Source organism: Terriglobia bacterium (genome assembly GCA_020073495.1).
Classification (GTDB): Bacteria; Acidobacteriota; Terriglobia; order Terriglobales; family Acidobacteriaceae; genus JAIQFD01.
The window spans coordinates 514,392-529,497 of the sequence record JAIQFD010000001.1 but is presented as its reverse complement, the minus strand read 5'-3'; the positions used below and the strand labels follow the sequence as shown (position 1 = coordinate 529,497).

Genomic DNA, 15,106 nt, shown 5'->3' with positions numbered 1-15,106 from the left:
GCACGCAAGAGGGCCTGCAACAATGAAGCGCAAAATCGCCCGACACCCACTGGACCCGCGTGCGGCCCCGGCGTGGCCGGCACGTGCTGCGGCTTCAATTTGGTTCAATCTTTGGCGTGTCGCGCTCGTCGCTGGTTTCGCTCTCCTCCTCGTTGGTCTGTTTCTTCGGTGGGTGTTTCCTGAGAAGGCGCTGATAGTTGGAATAATTCGGGTTCCAGAACGGAATCCAATCGGCGTTTCTGGCGACTCCGTCGCGAACCTATTGTTCGGTGAACTGAAAATCCTCGTCGCCGACGCGACCGCCATGACCAAGCTGGGCTCGCGCAAGTCCGGTGCGCCTTCAGAATTGCTGCTCGACAAGCTACAAAAGCCTACGCGCGTTGGGATCGAGATATCAGGCATTTCTCTGGATCGCGCAATAGCAGAGTGGCGATGGATACGTGAAGACCAGTCCGTGATTGACGGAGAGCTCTTGTTAGACGGCGAAAAGATGAAGCTTCACGTCACGACACCCGACGGAGTGTGGGAATCAGCGCCTTTCGACGTTTCAGAATCCGGGCTTAAGCAGGGATGCCGTGATCTCGGGCTAAAGCTTTTCACTCTGTATGCACCCGACATCGCCGGAAGAATCTATCTCCGCGATGGCCTTAGGGACAAATCTGCCTACGTCTATGAACGATGGACTTTTCGTGAACCGAAGAGTGCCGCGGCGTTTTTCGGTTTGGGACTGGCGGAAGGCGGTAGTCGAAAATACGAGAAGGCAGTGACGCATCTTGAGCGCGCCGCCGCTCTTGACGGCAACGACCCAGCAATCCTCGACGCTCTAGCCATTGGGTATGCAACCGTAGGTGAGTTCCGAAAAACCGAAGCGACATTTGAAGCTGCGGCAAGAATCAGCAACTCTCCCATCATTGCGGAGAATTACGCCCACTTCCTGCTTTTCTCGAACCGCTATCAAGATGCCCTTAAGGTGCTCTCAATATCGATCGACAAGAATCCTGACGATGCGCAGTTGCATACATCTCTCGGGCTCGTGTACGACCTTTTGAACAAGTGCAAGTTGGCGGAGGCTGCTCTCCGTACGGCGATTAGACTTGACCCGAGTGACTGGAGGCCATACAACCATCTCCTCGCTTGTTATCTCAGGAGTGGACGGTACAAAGAGGGGCTGGAGGCGGCGGAAGCGGCCTTGGCACGGAATCGAGATAATCCTGATCTCGTGTTCAATGTCGGCGTCGCGATGCGCTACAACGAGCGATATACAGAATCATATTCGTATCTCACCGATGCATTTCGTATAGCTCCGAACTATCCTCCAACACGTTGCGAGCTGGGGCTCACACTCCGACTCTTGAAGCGCGAGCGGGAAGCAGCACAGCAGTTTGCAGAGGCGAAACGCTTAGATCCTGAGATGGTTCCCCCGGAATGTGGGATACCCATTAATAAGACCTATTTTTGGGGCCGATTCGAGCCGCCGTCATTTTAGGTGGCGAGTGGCCATCATCGTTGGATGGGGCACCCACATTTCTGTCACTGCTGACGAGAACCGTCTTACGCTGAACGATGGGCCACCCGCCCCTGGGGCGAAGCAGGCACAAGATGTTTGACAGCGCTACTGATGACGCGTAGGCTCCCGCCCCATCCCACCATTCTGCAAAAGGAGAGACATGAGGCTGCGATTCCTATTGTCGTGCTCGGCGGTTTGTCTGTTTGCCGCCACCATTTGCCTGGCTCAAGACCCTGTAAAAGTCGATCCCAAACACTACAAGGTCGAAAGCGAGAACGCGCAGGTGCGCATCCTCAGGATCCATTACGGAGCTCACGAGAAATCGGTGATGCACAGCCACCCGGATTCGGTAGTGGTGTATTTGAGCGATGGCACGATCCGTATGACCACGCCTGACGGGAAGACGCAAGACTTTACGGGAAAGACGGGACAAACGCTCTTCACACCAGCCGGTGTCCATAAGCCCGAAAACACGGGCAACGCTGCTTTCGACGCGATCCTTGTCGAATTGAAAGGCGCGAAATCGCCGGCTGCCGCCAAGCCTGCGAAGAAGTGATCCTGGATCCGGACGGTGTTGCAGGGTAAGAGGCCGCCGTCAACGCGGTCAGGGTGGAGCAGGCCTTTAGGCCTGCGGCTCAGGGAACCATCAGAGGATTCGGCTTTAGCCACTAAGGGACGTCGTCCAGTTCGAAGCGGGGATTGGCAGAGCTATAAGGAAAATCTTCTGGCCGGAGGGCAAGGCCTCGCTTGACCGGGTTCTGATGGATGTATTCCCGGCAGCGGGCGTAGTCGTCGGCATCGCGGATACGGTGATCGTGGAAGCTGGTCTGCCAAATCTCACTCTCGATTCCGACGTCTCGCTTTGCTCTGAATGAGAACCCACCCTTGATCAATTGCGCGCTCCGCTCCAGCGTGATGGTCGGCGTGATCAGCAGATGGATATGGTCCGGCATGACAACAAATCCGTGGAGCAAGTACTTCTTCTGCTTGCGGTAGCTGTAGAGGACATCGATGAAAAGCATGGCCATGCGCTCCGACTGGAGCAGGCATTGTTTCATAAAAGTGGAAGCACTTAGGAAGTAGGCGCCATGCCCGGTCACGCCGCGGTAGGGAATGGTCATAGCTGCGCCATCTAACATGCGAAGCCAGCAGTTGTCTGTGATGGGCGCGATGTCCCTCAGCGGCTAAAGCCGCCTTGGTTTGGAACCTTTAACGCAGGCCTAAAGGCCTGCCCCACCCTTTTTCAGACGGGCTGGGTTCTGCCGGCCGCCTTGGCGCGGCTCGGGGTCGCACGTCGTGTGTTCCCGGGAGTCGTGTCCCGGGCTGAAAACCCGCCGTCGCTGGCGCGACGGTTTCTCGTCTGCTCCTTTTCGTCGCAGCAGGTGCCAGGCCTCGAGGTAGCCGAAGTATTTGTTGTCGGGGCGGTAGGGGTTGAGTTGGACGGCGAAGCGGGCGGGCGGATTTCCACAGGAAATCTGGAGCCGCTCCAGATTGTGGTCAATAGGCAAAAACTACACGATTCGTCGTAATCTACTGATTGCAAATAGAATATATTTTTGTGGAATATGTCACTTTTGGCTATTAAAATGTGCTATACTGAAGTTAGAGAGTAAGACAAGAAAACGCGGCCCTTCCGGCCGCGTTTTTTCTTTGCATTCCTTTGTACGCCGGCCGCCCTCGGCAGGCCCCGTCGGCGGCGCGCCAGCGCCGCTAATCCCTCAGCGGCTAAAGCCGTATCCATCTCGCAACTGAGCGGCACGCCTGAAGGCGTGCCCTGACACGAGCGCGGCCTCCGCCGCGCTCGTTCCTTTGTTGAGTACTGAGTACCGGGTACTGGAGTCCTATGATCAAGCATCCCAAACGCCGCGGGGAATGGGTCGAATTGCAATTCATGTCCCGCGCCGCCCACCACGGCCTTACCGTTTCCAAGCCCTGGGGCGATTCCGCTCGCTACGACTTTATCGTCGAGCACAAGGGACGCTGTGTCCGTGTGCAGGTGAAATCAACGTACTTTTATAGGCGAGGCGGTTACCAATGCAAATTCCTCACCGGGAGTGGTGTGTATTCCAAGAAAGACATCGAATTCGTCGTAGCTTTTATCATTCCGGAAGAGATCTGGTACGTGATCCCGATCGGTGAAGTGGAAGGGTATCTGGGGGTTACGCTGGAGCCGCGCCGGACTACCAACAAGTATTTCCGCTACATGGAAGCCTGGCACCTGCTGCGGAATCGCACTGCCCAAACCATGCCGTAACGCTATTCTTGCTGAAATCCATCCAAACGGACGTCGCGGTGCCGGCACGTCCGAGAAACCTTCGGGGAGACCTCGGGCTAAAGCCCGAGGCTACCAGGCCCTCAGGATGACAGGGGTAGACATTGGGCGAGGCGATAGGGGTCCTTCGACTCGGCGCTGGGCGCCTCGCTCAGGATGACACCCATGACGGGGATGATTCGCTTCGGAGCCGACGACCGACGACTAACGACCGCCGACTGCCGACTGGCTACGGATCGTAGACCGAGCGGGGGAAGCTCTGTTTGCGGGCGGCATCCTGGAGGTCGTCGAGCTTCTTCTTGGCCGCGTCGAGCTGTTTCTGGGTGCGGTCAAGGTCAGAGGCGAAGGCGCGGCGGCCCTCGCAGCGCTCCGGTTCCTTGCTGCACTCGGCGCGGGTCAACTGCGGAGGAGTTTGCAGGTTGGCGCGCTCGGACTGGATCTTCTGCAGCTTGTCGAAATGTTCCTGCAGGCGGGCGATCTGCTGTTTCTGCTGGAGGATCTGCCGGGCGGCCAGGCGGGCTTTGTCCTGCTTATCGCGCGGAACCTTGGAGACGTCGATGGCGCGGTCGGGCTTGTTGTCCGAGGGGTTGCCGTACCCGAGGTCGTCGTTGGTATAGACCTTCTTGGGCGGAGGCTGGTTCTCCTTCTGATCCTTGTTGGCGCGGGCGGCCGCGGCGACGTCGCCCTGGGCAAAGGCGACGGCGGACAAGAACAGTACGACAGCGAGCAGGCGCATGGCGGCTTCCCCCACGCGCATTCTAACCCGTTCCGAAGCTACTAGCTCCCAGCTCCTAGCTGCTAGCCATTTCCAACCGTGGACATCTGCGTTACTCTGCGGACGGTCGCTGACGACTGGCGACTGACGACTGCCATGGCCCGCATTCACGTCCTTCCCGAACATGTCGCCAACAAGACGACCCGCAGGGTCGTCCTGAGCGGGGCGCCAGCCCCGCGAAGGATCTCTCGTGGCTAGGATCCATGTGCTGCCGGAACATGTCGCGAATAAGATCGCCGCCGGCGAGGTGGTGGAGCGGCCTGCGTCGGTAGTGAAAGAGCTGCTGGAGAATTCGCTGGACGCGGGGGCGCATCGCATACGCGTGCAGGTGGAGGCGGGCGGCAAGAAGCTGATCCAGGTTCAAGACGACGGCAGCGGAATGGTGCACGACGATGCCATGCTGGCCTTCGAGCGGCACGCCACCTCCAAGATCAAGGATGCCGAGGACTTGCTGAACATCCATACCCTGGGATTCCGGGGGGAGGCGCTGCCCTCGATCGGTGCAGTATCGCGGTTGAGGATGGAGACGTGCGCGCGGGAAGACGACAGCAGGTCCCTCGCGGCTAAAGCCACTCGGGATGACACAGCGAAAGTGGCGGGGACCATCGTTGAGATCGCGGGCGGGCGCATCCTGAAGATCGAAGAAGCGGGACTGCCGGCGGGGACGTCGATCACGGTCAAGGACCTGTTCTTCAACACGCCGGCGCGCAAGAAATTCCTCAAGAGCGAGTCCACCGAGCTGGGGCACATCGCGGCGCTGGTGACGCACTACGCGCTGGCGCATCCCGACAAGCACTTCGAGCTGCATTCCGCGACCAACGCCATGCTGATCGCGCCGCCGGTGAAGACCTCGGCGGAGCGCATCTACCAGGTGTTCGGCAAGGACACACTCGAGCAGTTGATCCCGCTGGCGGCGCAGGCGCCGCTGGAGCGCGTGGGGCTGCCGCAGCCTCCGCCGTGGAGGCGCGGCGAGGATTACGAAACGCCGGCGCCGGGGGAGATGCGGGTGCACGGGTTCGTCAGCAAGCCGGAGATCCAGAAGCTCAACCGCAATTCCATCTTCGTGTTTGTGAACGGGAGGCTGATCCGCGACCGGCTCATCCAACATGCGCTGACCGAGGCTTATCGCAACATCATCCCGCCGGCCGTCTTTCCCGTGGTGCTGCTGTTCATCGAGCTGCCTTATGGCGAGGTCGACGCGAATGTGCATCCGTCGAAGGTCGAAGTGCGGTTCCGGCAGCAGTCGTTCGTTCACGATTTTGTGCGGGATTCGGTGCGGGCGGCGCTGATGAAGGCGCGTCCGGTGCCGCAGTTCACGGCAGAGATCAAGGCGTCGCCGACGGCGGGGGCGGCGCTGAGCACGGGCGCAAGGCCAGCCGGGGGCGGCTGGCCCACACAATCAGCCGAGGGCGGTGGGCCCACACAGGATTTCGCGCTGCACGCGCCGCAGATGCCGCCTCGGAACCAGAGTCTGGAATTTGCAGAGACGCCGATCGACGTCATCGCGAATGCGGCGGTACCGGTGGCGCAGCTTCCGCCGCAGCAATACTCGATCCGGCACGATGACGGATGCGCGGGCGCGATCGCCGACGTCTCGGAGGGTGACGTGCCGCCGCTGTCGTCGCTGAAGCCGTTGGGACAGTTGCGCGACAGTTTCATCCTGGCGGTGAACGAGGCGGGGCTGTGGATCATCGATCAGCACGTGGCGCACGAGCGCGTTCTGTTCGAGAAGATCCTGCGGCAGCGCGCGGCGGAGAAAGTGGAGACGCAGCGCCTGCTGATGCCGCTGATCATCGAGCTGGCGCCGGGGCAGCAGGCGGTGTTCGCGGAGATCGCCGACGAGCTGCGCCACAACGGCTTCGACGCCGAGCCATTCGGGTCGCGCACGGTGGCGGTGAAGACTTCGCCCGCGGGCGTCGAGGCCTCCGACGTCGAGCACATGCTGCACGAGCTGCTGGACCAGGTGGAGCGCGAGCAGCAGGCCACAAACCTCGAGAAAGTGCGCGCCAAGATCGCAGCCTCGATCTCGTGCCATGCGGCGATCAAGGTGAATATGCCGCTGACGCCAGAAAAAATGGAGTGGCTGATCAAAGAACTGGCGAAATGCGAGGCGCCGATGTCGTGCCCGCACGGGAGGCCGGTGGTGCTGCGATATAGTCTTAAGGATATCCAGAAGGCATTCAAACGGATCTGATGACGCAACAGGAACTGCAAGAGCGGAGGCGGGAACGGTGGCGGGTGGATTCGCCGGAGCGCGCGGTGCGCACGATGGAGGAGGCGCGGAGCTTTCTCGAAAGCGTGGGGTTCGCGACCATGTACCCGGTGCGTCCGGCGGTGCTGGCGCCGACGTTTTTCGGGGCGTACCTGGGGTCGGACGAAAACCTGCCGCTGGGACAGCACGCGTTCCGGCATCCGCAATCGCAGGCGGCGACCGAACTGATGGTGCGCCTGCTGCGCGACAAATCCGCGTTCGAAGCCAATCTTTTTCCGGAGACCAATTTTCTGGTCGCGGGTTCGGTGTTTCCTTATTTTTATGGGCTGGCCGGCGATCGCAATCCCAAGGGAGAGAAGAAGGACCCGAAGCTGTCGCCGCTGGCGGGGGACGCGTTCGCGATGATCCAGCGGGAGGGACCGATCGCGAAGTCGCGGCTGCGGGACCGGCTGGGAGGTGCGCTGTCGGACGCGGCCATGGAGCGAGCGCTGGACGAGCTGTGGTCGCGGCTGAAGATCATCCGCGTGGACTACTGCCCGGAGGAGGGCGCGTCGTGGGACGTGCTGTATCGATGGGCGCCGGAGGCAGTGAACGAGGGCGTGCACCTGTCGGTGGGGGAAGCGATGTCAGCGCTGGTGTCGAAGTACCTGGACGCGGTGATCGCGGCGGAGCAGAAAGAAGTCGAGGAATTCTTCGGGAACCTGGTGCCGCGGTCGAAGGTGCGAGAGGCGCTGAACGCGTTGCTGGGAGCGCGCGAGCTGAGTTTCGTGCAGGTGGGAGCGCGGTCCATGGTGCAGGTCACGCCGCCCAAGGCGGCAGCCAGCCGGCGGCAGCCGATCGCGCGGCGTCCGCAGATCAAGAAAGCATGAAGAAGATCGTGATAGCCATCGATGGCCCGGCGGGATCGGGCAAGAGCACGCTGGCGTCGCGCCTGGCCCGCAAGCTGGGTTACGTCAACATCGAGAGCGGAGCCATGTACCGGGCGCTGGGGCTGAAGGCGATCCGGTCGGATGTGTCGGTCAACGACGAGGCGGCGCTGGTGGAGCTGGCGCACAACTCGCACATCGACCTGGAGCCGATGCGAGACGGCAACCGCGTGCTGCTGGATGGTGAGGACGTCTCATCCCGGGTGCGGGAGCAGGACGTGACCGAGGCGGCATCGAAGGTGAGCGTGCATCCCCAGGTGCGGGAGTGGATGGTGGCACGGCAGCAGAAGATGGGAACGCAAGGCGGGATCGTGATGGAAGGCCGCGACATCGGGACCAAGGTGTTTCCCGACGCGGAGGTGAAGATCTTCCTGGACGCGGCGCCGGAGGTGCGGGGCGACCGGCGATTCAAGCAGGACCCGGTCGGGGTGGGAGAGAAGCAGCCGGAGTCGGTGCTGAAGGAGTTGCGCGAGCGCGACCGGCGGGACCGGACGCGGGCGGCGTCGCCGCTGGCGCCGGCGGCGGATGCAGTGGTGATCGATTCGACCGACATGAGGATCGAGGAAGTGGTGGCGCGGGCGGAAGAGATCATCCGGAAGAAGATCGGGAGAGCGGGGGAGCGGGAGAGCGTGGGATCGCCGGAATCGCCGGAATTGCCATAATCGCCGGAATTCAAAAGCTCACCACGAAGGGCACAAAGGCAAGCACGAAGGGCACGAAGAAATCGCCGGGATCGCCGGAATGGATGTCAGTTTGCCGGCAGACGCATCTTCTTGAGGAACGCCGCGTAGCGCGGGTCGCGCTGAAGACTCTTGAGTAAAGGATCGCCTTTGATCCAAGTGAGCCCGCCGTCGCGTTGGGCATAGGCCCGCTCCAGCCACTCGAACGCCCGGTCAACCTCGCCGCGGAAGGCATACACCTCGGCGACCTGGAAGGCATTGGTCGTGTCGTACTTGGCGGTCAACTCCGCCAAGGCGGCATCCGACTCCCTCGCGCGGCCCAGAGCGTGATTCGCCAGCGCTAGCCCGTACAGGCGCCAGTTAAGGTCCGGCTCCCGCTCCATCTCGGCCAGAGCCTCCTGAGGATGTGACTGCGCCAGATAGACCTGGCCGAGCACGGCGTGTGCATACGGGCGCTCCGGGTCGAGCTCCAGCGCCTTCCTGAGGGCCGCTACGGCCTCCTCCTGGCGACCCGCGTAGTAGGTAGCAACCCCGAGATTGACGTGAGTCTGGGTGTTGAGTGGATCCAGCTCTACTGCCTTGCGGTCCAGCGCCGTAGCTTCCTCAACGCGGCCCAGGGCGAGTGCCAGCACTGCAGCCCCAAAGGCAACCGTGGCATTTCCCGGCTCCAGGGCCAGCGCCCGCTGATAGGACGCATCCGCTGCCACCCAATCCCAGTCGTGGATCGTCTTGATCAACCCCATGGCCGCGTGGGCCTCTGCGAGATTCGGATTCAACTCCAGCGCCCGACGTGCCGCTTCCCGTGCCTTCTGGTAGCTCTCCACTACAGGCAGGTAACCCCAATCCGCTTGACGGCCGTGCGCCTCAGCCAGACCCACAAATGCAAGGGCATACTTCGGATCCAGCTTGATGGCGCGCTCGTAGTAGCCGATGGCCTTTTCCAAGTTCTCCTTGCTGCTCCGCTGGTAGAAGTACCGCCCCTGCAGGTAGGCGTTGTAGGCCTCTTCGTTCGTCCCGCGCGAGAAAGGTGTTTTTCCTCCCAGCAGCGTCACTTTCAGCGATGCAGCCACCGATTGCGCAATGTCCTCCTGCACGATGAAGATGTCGTTCAGTTCGCGATCGTAGGTCTCCGACCAGAGGTGGAAGCCGTCGGAGGCGTTGATCAATTGTGCCGTGATGCGGACGCGGTTGGCTTGTTTGCGGACGCTCCCCTCCAGGATCGTAGCCACGTTCAACTCGCGTCCGATGTCCGCCAGCTTCGCGTTCTTCCCCTTGAACTGGAACGAGGAGGTGCGAGCCACGACCCGCACACCCGGGGTCCTGGCCAAGCTGTTGAGCAGTTCTTCGGCCAGGCCATCGGCAAAGTACTCCTGGTCTTTCTGCGGACTCATGTCCACGAAGGGAAGCACCGCGATGGAGGGCGCGGTGGGCGGGGGCGATGAAGCATTGCGGCCGCGTCCGAAGCGCAATGCCGCAATCACGGCGAGGGCGAGCAACACCGGCAGGGCGACGGCGATCACGACAGTACGTCTGCGCAGCCGCGTTGGTTGCGCCGCACGGACCGTGGCGGAGGCGGAGGTCAGGCGGCGGAGGTCCACGGCGAGCTCGCGCGCCGACTGATAGCGGTTCTCGGGATCCTTCTCGAGACACTTCAGGATGACCGCTTCCAACGCCCACGGCAGCAAGGGATTGAGTTTCAAAGGCGGCGCCGGCGCTTGGTGCAGGATGGCGTCCGTGAGAGCCGTCCCGGAGCCCAGGAAGGGGCGGCGGCCGGAGGCCATCTCGTAGAGGACGCAGCCGGCGGCCCAGATGTCGGTGCGCGGGTCCAACGAGCTGCCCAGCAGTTGCTCCGGCGCCATGTAGGGCAGGGTGCCGGCGACCAATCCGGTCTCGGTGAGACTCTCGGTGACGGCAGCGGGCCCGGCCTCGCCGTGCACGATCCTGGCCAGGCCGAAGTCGAGGATCTTCACGCGCGCGTCGGCGGTGATCCGCACATTCCCCGGCTTGAGGTCGCGGTGGATGACGCCGTGCTGGTGCGCAGCCTCGAGCCCCTCCGCCAACTGACTCCCCAGGCGCACGATCTCCTTCTCCGCCAGCGGGCCCGCGGCGAGCATGCTGTCGAGCGTCAGGCCGGGGATGAACTCGGTGACCAGGAAATCCGTTCCCTCCTGGGTGTCGAAGTCGAAGACAGTGGCGATGTTGGGGTGGCTGAGCCTGGAAAGGGTTAGCGCTTCTTTATGGAAGCGCCTGCGGGCGGCTTCGTCGGACAAGGTGCCAGGGGGAAGGACCTTGAGCGCGACATCGCGGTCGAGGCGGTCGTCGTGAGCGCGGTAGACCACACCCATCCCGCCAGCGCCGATCTCTTCCAGGATGCGGTAATGAGAGAGCGTGGCCTGCAATGGATCTCCTCTGTGCTTGGGTGATCCCGAGGTGCGGCCTTGTACCCGATGGATACACCCGCAGAGGTGGCGGCGCTGTGACTGGAGTCACGGGGAGGCGTGATTGGGGCTCAGATCGGGGGATCGTCGGGATCGGGGGATCGCCGGGATCGCCGAGGAGGCCAGAATCGGAGAAGTCTGTGGTCGGCAACGAGCTGCGATGAGGTTTCAGTCGCAGCGCGCACGCCTCAAGCGGCCACAGGGCTACAGCGGAAGCCCGCTACGGCTTCCTCTTCTGTAGCGAGAACGTCGACGACGGACATCAGCCGGGTGATCTGGAGCAGGTTGTGAACCCTGCTCGATGGATCGCAGATCTTAACGTCCCCACCGAGGCTCCGGGCGGAAAGCACTAGCCCAACCACAGCTCCTAGCCCACCGCTATCGACATATTGGACGGCGCGAAGGTTCAAGACGACGCGAGGATTCTCCGGAAGCAGATTTCGCACCGACCTGCACAGCTCGGTCGTTTCCTCACCGAACACGATGCGCCCGCAGCAGGAAACGACAATGACGTTGTGGGCTCGGCCGATTTGGAGTGTGAGTTCCATACCAGCTCCTCTCCGAGCATTCCCCCGGGTTGATCCGCGTGTTGTGAACTTCTTACGCCCAACCTCGCGTTCCTTCAGTGACCACGGTCACACCGGTCAGTGATTTTGCCGCCGCGCCAGGGGCGCTGTCCTAGGAGGAGGTCCGATCTGTGCCGATTTTGAACCATTCATCCCTACGATTCCTGTTTCGGACCGAATTGCAGTTTTCTCTCAGCTAATCCACTGAAAACACGGACGCGCTGGCGGTCAGGGTCGTGCAGGGGGATAGACCGTAGACGAGGTCCGTCCCCTTGTTGCTGGAGGACATCGCGGCGCTGGTGGTGTGGCTGGTCGTGGCAGTAGTGGCGATCAACCTGGTGTTCCTGTGTTCGGTGCTGTTCCGACGGCTGGCGCGCGGCCGCTACTTCAAGAAGAAGGACGAGGCGCGGGCGCGCTTCCAGCCGGTGGTGGAGAAGTTCATCCGCTGGGAGCTGACGCAGACCGAGGCGGCAGAAGCATTGATGCCGGCGCGGTCGCGGGCAGCGGAGGACGCGGTGCGCGAGTTGCTGCTGGCCCGGGTGACGCGAGGCACGGCGGACCGCATCACGGCGCTTTTCTTCGCGCTGGGAGCGGTGGACCGGTGGGCGCATGCGGCGTACGGGAACCGTTCGGCGGCGGTGCTGGTGAGCGCGCTGTCGGTGGGGCACATCCCGTTCCCGGAGCGGAAACGGAGGCGGGTGCGAGACGCGCTGGCGCGGACGCGGCTGCTGTACGTGCCGCGCCTGCTGGCGGTGGACGCGCTGGGGCGGCTGGCGCCAGACTTCGCGGAAGTCTTCGCGCTAGCAGCGCTGGAAGACCCGGCGGGGGAAGTGCGGCGGGTAGCGATCGTCTCGCTGGGGCGGAACCAGCGTGCGGCGGGGATCGCGCCCATTTTCGGGGAACTGCGCGAGGCGCTGACAGAACAGGCGGGGATCTCCGCGCGCTCGGCGAAGTCGGCGCTGGTGTGCTATGGGCTGAAACACCTGCGGAGGTTCGTCCCCTACCTGCGCCATCGCGACGACGAGTTCCGCTTCTACGTGGTGGACATCGTCCGCGAGATCTGCGCGCGGGAATCGCGGGAACGCAAACTGGGGCGACGGGATTTTCCCGGAGAGCTGTACGCGGAATTCCTGGATGCGCTGGTGCGGGACGAGTCGGCGGACGTGCGCGCCCGGAGCGCGCCCGTGGTGGGACATTTCCACGATCTCCGGGCCTCGATGGCGCTGCGCCACCTGCTGACGGACGAGAACGAGTTCGTGCGCCTGCACGCGGTGCGAGCGGCGGCGGACCCGGCGTATCCGGAGCTGCTGCCGGCGCTGGTGGAGCGCATGACGGAGCGGCGGTGGCGGGTGCGGGAGGCGTCGGTGCGGGCGCTGGCGCGGCTGGGGCACGAGGCACAGCAGATGCTGTTCCGCGAGTTCGCCGCCAGCCTCGACCGCTACGAGAGCGAGCAGATGACGGAAGAGCTCCAGCGCAGCGGGCTGGTGGAGCAGTTGCTGGCCGACCTGGGCGCGGGCGGAGCAACGGCGGAGCTGGCGCTGGCAGTGTGCCGGCGCATGGTGGCGGTGGGCAAGACCGCCCGGCTGCGGGTCGAACTGCTCGGGGAAGAGAACCCGGAGGCCCGAGTGATGCTGCTGGAAGCCTTCGCTTCGCGTCCGAACGCGGAAACCGCGGAGCTTCTTCAGGAAGTGGCGCTCAGCGGCGAGAACGAAATCGCGGCGCGAGCGGCGGTGTTGCTGGGGGAGATGCGCGGCCGCCCGCTGGCGACAGGAGCAGCGTGATGCGCGACCTGGTGCTGCCACTGCTCGACTTCGCCAACTCGGTGATCCTGGTGTACTTCGTGGTCACCAACGTGACCTACACGGTGCTCATGTTCCTGTCGCTGTACGCGGTGTCGCTGCACTCGAAGTACGCGGCGCGGATGACGCACGAGGACTTGCTGACATCGCCGGTGACGCCGCCGGTGGCGCTGATCGTGCCGGCGCACAACGAGGAAGAGGGCATCGTGCAGACCGTGCTGTCGCTGCTGGAGCTGAGCTATCCGGAGAAGGAGCTGATCGTGGTGGACGACGGCTCGACCGACCGGACGGCGGAGCGGCTGATCGAACATTTCGGGCTGAAGCGCGTGGACTTCATCTACCGGCCGCGGCTGGAGGCCAAGACGCCGCGGGCCTTCTACTACAACTCGGAACAGCCGGAGCTGCTGCTGATCGCGAAGGAGAACGGGGGCAAGCCGGACGCGCTGAACGTGGGCATCAACCTGGCGCGCAGCCCGTACTTCTGCACGGTGGACGCGGATTCGATCATCGAGAAGCAGGCGCTGCTGCGGCTGATGGCGCCAGTGCTGCACTCCCACACGCCGACGATCGTCAGCGGGGGCGTGGTGCGCATCGCCAACGGGTGCACGCTGGAGCAGGGCAAGATCGCGCGCATCGACCTGCCCAAGAGCTGGCTGGAGCGCTGCCAGGTGGTGGAGTACATCCGCAGCTTCATGTTCGGGCGGCCGGGATGGAATTTCCTGAACGCGACCTTCATCGCGTCGGGGGCGTTGTGCCTGTTGCACCGGGAGTCGGTAATCGCGGCCGGCGGCTACCACACGGACACGGTGACCGAGGACATCGACGTGATCGCGTCGCTACACCGCACGCAGCGGGCGGAGGGACGGCCGTACCGCATGGTGTTTTCCACCGACCCCATCTGCTGGACGGAGGCCCCGAAAGACTTGCGCATGCTGGCGCGGCAGCGGCGGCGGTGGCAGCTCGGACTGCTGCAGACGGTGATGAAGCACAACGACATGATCTTCAACCGGCGCTACGGTGCGCTGGGAATGCTGAGCATGCCCTTCCACACCTACATCGAGGCAGTGGGTTGCGTGGTGGAGGCGCTGGGCACGGTGCTGATCCCGTTCTCTTTTCTGGTGGGAGCGATGCCGCTTTGGCTGTTCCTGCTGCTGCTGTTCCTGGCGGTGGGTTACGGGACGCTGCTTTCCACCGGGTCAGTGCTGATGGAGGAGACCACGGTCCGGCGCTATCCCAAGGTGAAGCACCTGATGGTGCTGATGGCGTATGCGGTGGTGGAGAACCTGGGATACCGCCAACTGATGGCCTTCTTCCGCGCCCAGGGAGTGATCCAGTACCTGTTGGGCAAGCGGGGATGGGAAGTGGTGCAGAAGACGGGCCTGGAATCAATCCGACCGGCGGGGTTGCGGCCGAGCGGAGCGGGGGAGGCGTCGTCGCATGCCTAGCTGGGCGAAAAACCGGGTGGTAGTGGGGCTGGTGGTGTTCTTCGCCGCCATGGCGGTGTGGGAGTTCCGGCTGAAGCCGCAGTTCCGGCCGATGTATGAGCGGGGAATCGTGCTTTACCAGCACGGACGGTACGAAGAGGCGCTGCGGGAGTTCGATCGGGCGTACCAGGTTGCGCCCAACGCGGTGGAGGTGATCGTGATGATGGGGTGGAGCAACCTGAAACTGCGGCGATACGAAGAGGCGGGGTTCTATTTCCAGCGGGCGCAGCGGCTCGATCCGCGGAATGACGAGGCACAACTGGGAGGAGCTTTCGTCGCCTGGCACGGCGGGCAGCGGCTGGACGTGAAGAAGATCGAGAAGCTAGGGGGGCGGTACGCGGACGATGCAGACGTACGGGCGCTGGTGGCGGCAGCGAAGGCGCAGAGACAGCAGAGTGACTGAACGGCACGAGCCGTGGCGACAGGGTAGTGGTCCTTCGACTCGCA

General features: G+C 63.2%; 13 protein-coding genes. 9 read left to right on the top strand and 4 right to left on the bottom strand.

Annotated features, from left to right (window positions below; genetic code table 11):
• The first annotated feature begins 22 nt into the window (after positions 1–22).
• Together LAN37_02435 and LAN37_02430 are read left to right on the top strand one after the other, a co-directional pair.
• Positions 23–1,486: a tetratricopeptide repeat protein gene (locus LAN37_02435; protein ID MBZ5646063.1), complete on the top strand. Its 1,464-nt coding sequence runs from the start codon at positions 23–25 to the stop codon at positions 1,484–1,486.
• 181 nt (positions 1,487–1,667) lie between these two features.
• On the top strand, positions 1,668–2,063 hold the full coding sequence (locus tag LAN37_02430; GenBank protein MBZ5646062.1) for a cupin domain-containing protein: 396 nt from the start codon (positions 1,668–1,670) through the stop codon (positions 2,061–2,063).
• 112 nt (positions 2,064–2,175) lie between these two features.
• Here the strand turns inward: LAN37_02430 and LAN37_02425 are convergent, their stop codons facing one another.
• Positions 2,176–2,628 (bottom strand): transposase, encoded by a 453-nt coding sequence (locus LAN37_02425; GenBank protein ID MBZ5646061.1) that lies wholly within the window; start codon positions 2,626–2,628, stop codon positions 2,176–2,178.
• Positions 2,629–3,350: 722 nt separating this feature from the next.
• Between LAN37_02425 and LAN37_02420 the strand changes: the two genes are divergently transcribed.
• Entirely contained in the window at positions 3,351–3,761 is a 411-nt protein-coding gene (locus LAN37_02420; GenBank protein MBZ5646060.1) for a hypothetical protein, read from the top strand.
• A gap of 247 nt (positions 3,762–4,008) precedes the next feature.
• Here LAN37_02420 and LAN37_02415 read toward each other — a convergent pair whose 3' ends face one another.
• A complete protein-coding gene (locus LAN37_02415; protein ID MBZ5646059.1) occupies positions 4,009–4,536 on the bottom strand; it encodes a hypothetical protein in 528 nt (175 codons plus the stop codon).
• Positions 4,537–4,744: 208 nt separating this feature from the next.
• Between LAN37_02415 and mutL the strand changes: the two genes are divergently transcribed.
• From mutL to cmk, 3 genes are read left to right on the top strand one after another with little or no spacing between them, the layout of a single operon-like run.
• Entirely contained in the window at positions 4,745–6,748 is a 2,004-nt protein-coding gene (mutL, locus tag LAN37_02410; GenBank protein MBZ5646058.1) for a DNA mismatch repair endonuclease MutL, read from the top strand.
• Positions 6,748–7,635 (top strand): hypothetical protein, encoded by an 888-nt coding sequence (locus LAN37_02405; GenBank protein ID MBZ5646057.1) that lies wholly within the window; start codon positions 6,748–6,750, stop codon positions 7,633–7,635. Before mutL ends, LAN37_02405 begins: the two co-directional genes overlap by 1 nt.
• Entirely contained in the window at positions 7,632–8,354 is a 723-nt protein-coding gene (gene cmk / locus LAN37_02400; protein ID MBZ5646056.1) for a (d)CMP kinase, read from the top strand. Before LAN37_02405 ends, cmk begins: the two co-directional genes overlap by 4 nt.
• Positions 8,355–8,440: 86 nt before the next feature.
• On the opposite strand, the gene LAN37_02395 is transcribed toward cmk, so the two are convergent.
• Together LAN37_02395 and LAN37_02390 are read right to left on the bottom strand one after the other, a co-directional pair.
• Positions 8,441–10,771: a protein kinase gene (locus LAN37_02395; GenBank protein ID MBZ5646055.1), complete on the bottom strand. Its 2,331-nt coding sequence runs from the start codon at positions 10,769–10,771 to the stop codon at positions 8,441–8,443.
• A 227-nt stretch (positions 10,772–10,998) separates the two neighbouring features.
• A complete protein-coding gene (locus tag LAN37_02390; protein ID MBZ5646054.1) occupies positions 10,999–11,358 on the bottom strand; it encodes an STAS domain-containing protein in 360 nt (119 codons plus the stop codon).
• 290 nt (positions 11,359–11,648) lie between these two features.
• Here LAN37_02390 and LAN37_02385 point away from each other — a divergent pair, with 290 nt between their 5' ends.
• From LAN37_02385 to LAN37_02375, 3 genes are read left to right on the top strand one after another with little or no spacing between them, the layout of a single operon-like run.
• The gene (locus LAN37_02385; GenBank protein MBZ5646053.1) at positions 11,649–13,157 is read left to right on the top strand and encodes a HEAT repeat domain-containing protein; all 1,509 of its coding nucleotides are present in this window, start codon (positions 11,649–11,651) and stop codon (positions 13,155–13,157) included.
• Positions 13,157–14,620, top strand: coding sequence for a glycosyltransferase family 2 protein (locus tag LAN37_02380; GenBank protein ID MBZ5646052.1), 1,464 nt, complete (start codon positions 13,157–13,159; stop codon positions 14,618–14,620). Before LAN37_02385 ends, LAN37_02380 begins: the two co-directional genes overlap by 1 nt.
• On the top strand, positions 14,613–15,062 hold the full coding sequence (locus LAN37_02375; GenBank protein ID MBZ5646051.1) for a tetratricopeptide repeat protein: 450 nt from the start codon (positions 14,613–14,615) through the stop codon (positions 15,060–15,062). The genes LAN37_02380 and LAN37_02375 overlap by 8 nt, the downstream gene beginning before the upstream one ends.
• Positions 15,063–15,106 lie beyond the last annotated feature (44 nt).

Excerpts from the sequence above, each read along its gene's own strand:
- LAN37_02405 (MBZ5646057.1), top strand. The coding sequence starts at position 6,748 with ATGACGCAACAGGAACTGCAAGAGCGGAGGCGGGAACGGTGGCGGGTG.
- LAN37_02390 (MBZ5646054.1), bottom strand. The coding sequence starts at position 11,358 with ATGGAACTCACACTCCAAATCGGCCGAGCCCACAACGTCATTGTCGTT.
- LAN37_02425 (MBZ5646061.1), bottom strand. The coding sequence starts at position 2,628 with ATGACCATTCCCTACCGCGGCGTGACCGGGCATGGCGCCTACTTCCTA.
- LAN37_02375 (MBZ5646051.1), top strand. The coding sequence starts at position 14,613 with ATGCCTAGCTGGGCGAAAAACCGGGTGGTAGTGGGGCTGGTGGTGTTC.
- LAN37_02435 (MBZ5646063.1), top strand. The coding sequence starts at position 23 with ATGAAGCGCAAAATCGCCCGACACCCACTGGACCCGCGTGCGGCCCCG.
- LAN37_02430 (MBZ5646062.1), top strand. The coding sequence starts at position 1,668 with ATGAGGCTGCGATTCCTATTGTCGTGCTCGGCGGTTTGTCTGTTTGCC.
- LAN37_02380 (MBZ5646052.1), top strand. The coding sequence starts at position 13,157 with ATGCGCGACCTGGTGCTGCCACTGCTCGACTTCGCCAACTCGGTGATC.
- LAN37_02415 (MBZ5646059.1), bottom strand. The coding sequence starts at position 4,536 with ATGCGCGTGGGGGAAGCCGCCATGCGCCTGCTCGCTGTCGTACTGTTC.
- cmk (MBZ5646056.1), top strand. The coding sequence starts at position 7,632 with ATGAAGAAGATCGTGATAGCCATCGATGGCCCGGCGGGATCGGGCAAG.
- LAN37_02420 (MBZ5646060.1), top strand. The coding sequence starts at position 3,351 with ATGATCAAGCATCCCAAACGCCGCGGGGAATGGGTCGAATTGCAATTC.